Annotated in this window: 4 protein-coding genes; all 4 read right to left on the bottom strand. The window is 42.2% G+C overall.

The features are described 5' to 3' along the window. Window positions 1-191: 191 nt before the first annotated feature. Window positions 192-617 (bottom strand): hypothetical protein, encoded by a 426-nt coding sequence (locus IM485_RS07430; protein ID WP_039899639.1) that lies wholly within the window; start codon window positions 615-617, stop codon window positions 192-194. A gap of 131 nt (window positions 618-748) precedes the next feature. Further along, a complete protein-coding gene (argF, locus tag IM485_RS07425; protein ID WP_104396748.1) occupies window positions 749-1,675 on the bottom strand; it encodes an ornithine carbamoyltransferase in 927 nt (308 codons plus the stop codon). Between the two features lie 292 nt (window positions 1,676-1,967). Beyond that, complete coding sequence (locus IM485_RS07420; protein WP_287742245.1) at window positions 1,968-5,204, bottom strand: tubulin-like doman-containing protein; 3,237 nt, start codon at window positions 5,202-5,204, stop codon at window positions 1,968-1,970. Window positions 5,205-5,206: 2 nt separating this feature from the next. Next, window positions 5,207-6,163: a ribonuclease Z gene (locus IM485_RS07415; protein ID WP_104396746.1), complete on the bottom strand. Its 957-nt coding sequence runs from the start codon at window positions 6,161-6,163 to the stop codon at window positions 5,207-5,209. Between the last annotated feature and the right edge of the window lie 633 nt (window positions 6,164-6,796).

Genomic DNA, 6,796 nt, shown 5'->3' with positions numbered 1-6,796 from the left:
GAGGTAGTCAATTACCTAATTTTCAGGGAAAAAGTACCTGAATTTTCCCCCCGATCCCCGCAACGGCTGGCACTTTTTGAGGAAAAAAAAGTCTAAAAGTCTTATCCAACAAGGTTTTTAGATTTATTCAGCAGACCCTAAATATCAACCCTTTTGTCTAGACGTTACCCCTAACGTCTCTTTTTGTCCGGTTAATGTGAGGGAGAATTTTTTAGCAATCTTTGCCGGATGCGATCGAGATTTTCTCGACTATTGACGGGTAAATGGGGTAGGGGTAATTCTAAATTGGGCCAATTACTCAAATCATGGCAGGGACAGGATAAACCCGATTGGCCCAGCACTTCAATTGGTACGGGTATAGTACAACGAGCGCAGGGATGAAATTCCCATTGAGGGGAAAGTAAGTCTTGGATGGTTTGTTGAGTACCTTCTAGGTAACAATCGCCACTTTGAGGATCAAGCATTTTTTGCCAACAATCCTCAAACTCCGACGAATAGCGATCAGCATTGAAAATTGGCAGCGGAAATAGCATAGCTTGGTTTTTGGGACAAATAACTTTTTTTCCCAATTGAAACCAATGGGCGAGATATTTTTTAACGGCGGAGGTGTCTGACATATAGTTTGTGTGGAGGCTGCCCTGATTATTGCTCTTACCATCAATCCTAGCGTTAACTTCCGGTGTCGGACAGGTCTTAGGATGATTGATGATCGAGTTTAATAATTATTTTAGTAACTGAGCATCGGGAGCTAGATTAATCCCAATAAACTCACCATTAAAGCTTTTTGGGCGTGCATCCGATTTTCCGCTTGCTCCCAGACTTTTGATTGTACACCCTCGATCGCCCCGTCGGTAATTTCTTCGCCCCGGTGAGCAGGTAAACAATGGAGAATAATCGCGTCTTTGTCAGCGTGACTCATTAGCTGTTCATTGACTTGGTAGGGCTGAAAAACGGGAATTCGGGCATCAGCGAGGCTTTCCTGTCCCATACTCGCCCAGACATCAGTATAAACCACCTGAGAGTCTTTTACGGCGGTAACGGGATCGTCGGTAATTAAGATTTTACTACCGGTTTTCTCGCCAATAGCCCTGGCGCTGGCGACAATTTCCCCATCCGGTTGATAGTTTGCGGGGGAGGCAACTCGCACATTTAACCCCATCAAAGCACCACCCAAGAGGAGAGAATTAGCGACATTATTGCCATCCCCCACATAGGTGAGGTTAATTCCCCTTAAAGTCTGAAAAGTCTCTTGGATAGTCTGTAAATCGGCTAATATCTGGCAGGGATGTTCTAAATCCGTTAAAGCGTTGATAATCGGGATGCGCGAGTAATTGGCAAAAGCTTCTAAATCCTCTTGTTTAAAGGTGCGAACTGCGAGAATATCGAGATAGCGATCGAGTACCCGGGCTGTATCGGCTAAGGGTTCCCCGCGCCCCACTTGGGTTACACTGGGATTAAGATCGATCACCTGTCCCCCTAACTGGTACATGGCGACGGTAAAGGAAACCCGGGTCCGAGTGGAAGCTTTATAAAATAGCAATCCTAAGACTTTGTTGCAGCTAGGGTTAAGAGTGCCAGCTTTAAGCTGTGCCGATAGATTGAGTAGGGCGCTGATTTCTTCGCTACTCATGTCGGTTATTCTTAAAACATCTCGTCCTTTTAAAGTGGCTACCATTGGTTTTTCTCTCGATAAACAGGGGTCTTGATTGGGTTTTATGGCAGTTAGCGGTTAGCAAAAATCTTGAGTAAAGACCTTATTATAATCCAGTTTTTTCGCTATTAGGCAATTTTTCCCGAAAATTTTCATTTTGGGGGATGTTAGTCCAGCTAACACCCCCAAATTATCTGTTAAATTAGGTAGGTGTTAAAAATTGTCAGATTCCCCCCTTATCAAGGCGGCTCCCCCCGCCTATCGGCACCCCCCTTATCAAGGGGGGCAGGGGGGATCAAACCCAAAATCTATATTTCTACTTAACTAATTTTGCCCCACACTTAGAACAAAAATTAGACGAGGGCGGGTTTTTGTGTCCACAAATACCGCAGATAATTAAAGCTGGGTTAGCCACTTCCGTCACCGAAGAAAGAGGAATTTCTCCACCGCTATCCAACTTATAGTTATGGATTAACTGCAAAATAATTGCATCTTCCCGTTTATATTCTGTATTATCTTTTCCTCCTGTCAACTCCTCGGAACGTTGTTGTAAATATTCAATGAAAGTCCGATACAAAGCTTGTTTTTTCTCCGGAGTGGCTGCAGCCTGTAACTTAGCTGTCACCTGACTTTGAATTTTTTCCTTATCTTCGCGACAAGCTTTTACTTCTAACACCTGTACCGCATCTTCCCAACTGGTGGCAATATCGACTTTTTTTAATCCCGTTGCGGTTTTAATTTCATAGCGAATTGTTTTCTCATTAGTGACTCGATTGACTTCTGGAAAAAGCACTTTCAAAGCTCGGGCTGTCACCACCAATTGATAAATACTCGGATCTTCGGGAAAAACATCCCAGAAAGGAGGTTCCTTTTGGATATGCACGGGGATGGGTAAATCGCGATTTTCCCCCATTTGTTGGGCGCGTTTAGCGAGAATAAATTCTCCTTTCCAGTCCTGATAGGATTGCCGCAACTCTCGCATTCCCTCGAGACAGCGTAGGGAAAAACCGCCAATTTCCTGTACGAAGACAAGACGATATTTTTCCACTTCTGCCAAGGGTTTAATATCGTCTTCGTTGGTAATAAATTCCCGCAGTTTCGGAATAATTTTTTGGGCTGCTGGGTTACTGGTATTTCTTCCTCCAATCAGGGCAACATTTTGATTTAATTGGGGTGTAAAACCCGCATCTTTTCCCCGCAAAACCGCAGGATTGAGCATAATTAGGGGTCGCGATTTTTGGTAGGCAATGCGAAGATTATTGATAATATCGGCATCGTTGTTGTAAATTTTTAACAAGCGATCGCAAGCGGCTAATTCCTGCTGAATGCGACTACTAGCGGGAGCATTTTGTAGGAGTTGATTAGCTTGGTTTAGGATAACTTGTTGAAAATCTCCTTGACGAATATCGGCAATCTCGGTGATGTCAAATAAACGCATATTTTCATCAGCGCGCCGCGTTTCTTTCCAGAGGGGGCTAGATTGCTTTAAAATTTCTTCTGAGAGGGGTAAACAAAGGTTATCCATACCCGTATCGTAGGCATTTTTGTTACCAGCAATCCCCGAAGCAAATTGTTCGATAAAGTCTTGATAAAGACTATTTAATTCTTGTCTGTCAAATAATTTAATCCCATTAATTAACAAAGCATCGGCGCTATCAATCTGTTGATTAGCTTGCAGATTAAATAGATCGCGACTTTGAATTAATTTCTGACGAAAGCGATTAAAACGGCTTTCTAATTGATTAAGATGTTCCAGTAAACGATTAATAACCTCTACTCCTGCACCTCTGGTTTTTCGTTGAATATTGGCCATTAAATAGCCTTCCAATCCCGTTAAAGCTTGTTCACAATATTCTTGCATCTTATCTTTTTTCGAGATATGAAGTTTATCTTTCAGATCATTAATTTCTGCTAAGGCTGTATCGTATTCCCGTTGACGTTTACTTTCGTTTTGACTCCAAACCTGTTCTTGATCGCGACGGAATTTTTCGGCTATGTCGGTGAAGATTTGTCGTACTGAAACAATAAAACTCTCGGCAAATTTTACCCCACGATTTCGATCCTCAAGGATATTATAAAACTCCATTTCTAGAGACTTTTTACCCCGTTGAATAATTTCATCCCGGTTACTATAAATCTTTTTCAGGTAATCGCCGTGCAGCCGTTCATCGGGACTCAATTCTAGTAAATGATTACGTTTAAATTCCTCGACTCTTGGCGTTAAATAATCATTAATAAATTGCAGGATTTTTCCCTGTTCATTACCTAAAATATTAACACCCTGTTTGGTACAAGATAGCCAATTATTTTGATTGATTTCCTGACGAGTTTCGTTAATCCATTGGGAGATTATGGCAATTAAAGAGCGATCCTTGTCGGCACATAAATCCATAATTAATTCCCCTTCGCTCAAGCGCATTCTTTTGAGGATATCACCTCTTACTAACTCCAACATTTGAGCGGGTAAAATCACGGAATCATTCAGCCACCAATTAATTAAATCTTTGGCTAAACGTTCCGATAAAGAGGCACGAATTTGGGCAATAGGAATTTCAATAGTTGATAGCCCAAAACTCATAAATTGCTTAGGATAACCGCGACCTCCCGGGTCAGCTTGCGCCCAAGAACCCTTAATATTATCTCTAATGGAACGCTTATGGGGGGCAAAATCAGAGGTCATATCTAGGAAGATATTTTGGGCGATCATTTCCCGAATTTGACCGAGTTTAAAATCACCTTCGCCGTTTTTTGTCCCCACTAAATAGGTAAAATCAAAGGGGGGTAATTTACTAACCACTTCATCGACCAAACCACTGCTAAACTGTTGATGATATTCGGTTCTGTAGTCAGAAAAGTAATTCAATTCCATCAAGGCAGCGTAACCATTAGCCAAAACTCGATCGCCGACACTAATCCCCGCAAATGCTTCAGGAGTGGGAACAATTGCCGTACTCAAAGGACTACTTTCCCCGCGTAACCAATTACGAATACAGTAGCCTAGATCGATTAACATTCCGCTACCTGTACCACCGTTTAAAGACCCCGTAGTAAAGACATTAATAGCAGTATTATTAACTTTAATTCCATAGCGATCGAGCATAAAGTTTTCTTGTCCTTTTACCCGTCTCACTGCGTCCAGAAATTTTCTTTGGATCTCATGATAATTGCAAAATAAAGCAAAACGGCCACAGGCGCGAATTTGTCCCGCTCCCGCTTCCAGGGAAGTAATATTTCTCTCTAATTCCGGGGGAAACCAACTATTAATCCAGGGATATCTATCCATGTCAGATACCATCTCCTGTACCTGTTTTCCACTCACCCGGGCCCAGTGTTTTTCGTTATCTTTAAAAGCACTGCCGGCAGCTTCAGGATTACTGATTTTATAATCCTTATCCGTATCAACCACCAAAAAACTGACAATCGGAAAATTGCTCAAACTGCCATAACTTTCCTCGATTAAGCGACGCAAGCGCGATAAAATTTCGTTACCCGTGCCACCAATACCCACTAAAACCGTGGGAACCATGCTTTTTTCTTCTACTGCTGCTGGCATAATTATTTAACTCCTAAGGCCATTTCTTGACGGTTGCGAGGGACTTCGTAGGTGAGGAAATCGTAGGCTAATTTAGTGTTAGGAAAAATCGCCCGCGCTTCCTCTAACAGATTGGAAATATCCAGAGAATTGCCCGGTAGATAACGGGGACTAAAATGGGTCATTAATAACAATTTTACTTGGGCTGCCAAGGCCACCTGGGCTGCCATCGTCGAAGTGGAGTGAACACTTTCAAAAGCTAACCCGGCATCTTGATGTGCAAAAGTCGCCTCATGAATTAGCACATCTGCATCCCGTGCCAATTCGATCGAGCCTTCACAGAAAATAGTATCGGTACAATAGGCAATTTTACGGCCGATTTCCGTTTCTCCGCAGAGGGACTGACCGCGAATTTTTCTGCCATCGGGAAGGGTGACAGTTTCCCCTTTTTTCAGCTTGCCGTAAATCGGTCCGGGGGGAATACCCAAAGCGTTGGCTTTTTCCACATCAAAACGTCCAGGACGGTCTTTTTCGGCGATGCGATAACCGTGGGCGGGAATACGATGTTTTAATAGCTGACAGGAGACGGTAAATTCTTCATCTTCGTAGAGTATGCCGGGGGAAACGGGATGGACACGCACCCGATTGGCTAAATTAGTATAGGAATACTTAGCACAAGCACGCAGATAGTCCCCTAGTCCGGGGGGTCCGTAGATATCAATATCCTGAGCAGAACCGGCTAATCCGATACTGGCTAACAGTCCCATTAAACCAAAGATATGATCTCCGTGCATGTGGGTGATAAAAATGCGTCGGATTTGGGAACTTTTCAGGTCGCTACGCAGTAACTGGTGTTGAGTTCCTTCTCCACAGTCAAACAGCCATATTTCCGCCCGTTGCGGCAAACGAAGGGCGATACTAGAGACATTACGGGAACGAGTGGGAACCCCAGAACTGGTTCCTAAAAAAGTAATCTCCACAGGATAGCTGTCAGGATAGAGGATTCTTTTTCTAGTCTAGGCTGTTTTTATCGGTTTCTCGATCGAATTGCTGCTTTTCTGTATTTCTTGACTTGGAAACAGGAAATCCCCTGATTTTAACCTAACTCTGCAATAATTACTCGCAGCCAGAACTAGGTTGGCGCACGTATCACACTTTGTGTTTTTTGTCAAAAAAACTTTTTTTTTTGCAATAAAACTACACAAAAAAAAGATCATCGTTATGGGTGAAATTGACTGATTTAACCGTCTTAGTTAGGATCACCTTGTAGATGTGGCAAGGGGTTCAGTCATTGCTACCCAAAAAAGCACAGAGAAACCCATTATGAAATTCAGCAAAATCGCTGTAACCATGATAACATCGTTGTTAAATAAAAATCTTTCTCAATTAATTCTTAAGAATTTGTAAATATTGCGGAATGTTAATTTAAATATTCTCAAGTTTTTGGAGTCAATAAATAATTTTTGCTTATCTTTGTCCAAAATTGGGTTAGAAGTCAGTTATCAGTTATCAGTTATCAGTTATCAGTTATCAGTTATCAGTTATCAGTTATCAGTTATCAGTTATCAGTTATCAGTTATCAGTTATCAGTTATCAGTTATCAGTTATCAGTT

The organism is Microcystis sp. M169S2 (assembly GCF_020245865.1).
GTDB lineage: Bacteria > Cyanobacteriota > Cyanobacteriia > Cyanobacteriales > Microcystaceae > Microcystis > Microcystis ichthyoblabe_A.
The sequence above is the reverse complement of the archived record's forward strand: the minus strand, read 5'-3'. Positions and strand labels throughout refer to the sequence as shown.

Bases quoted from the DNA above. Each gene is read 5' to 3' on its own strand.
- argF (WP_104396748.1), bottom strand. From the start codon at position 1,675: ATGGTAGCCACTTTAAAAGGACGAGATGTTTTAAGAATAACCGACATG.
- IM485_RS07420 (WP_287742245.1), bottom strand. From the start codon at position 5,204: ATGCCAGCAGCAGTAGAAGAAAAAAGCATGGTTCCCACGGTTTTAGTG.
- IM485_RS07430 (WP_039899639.1), bottom strand. From the start codon at position 617: ATGTCAGACACCTCCGCCGTTAAAAAATATCTCGCCCATTGGTTTCAA.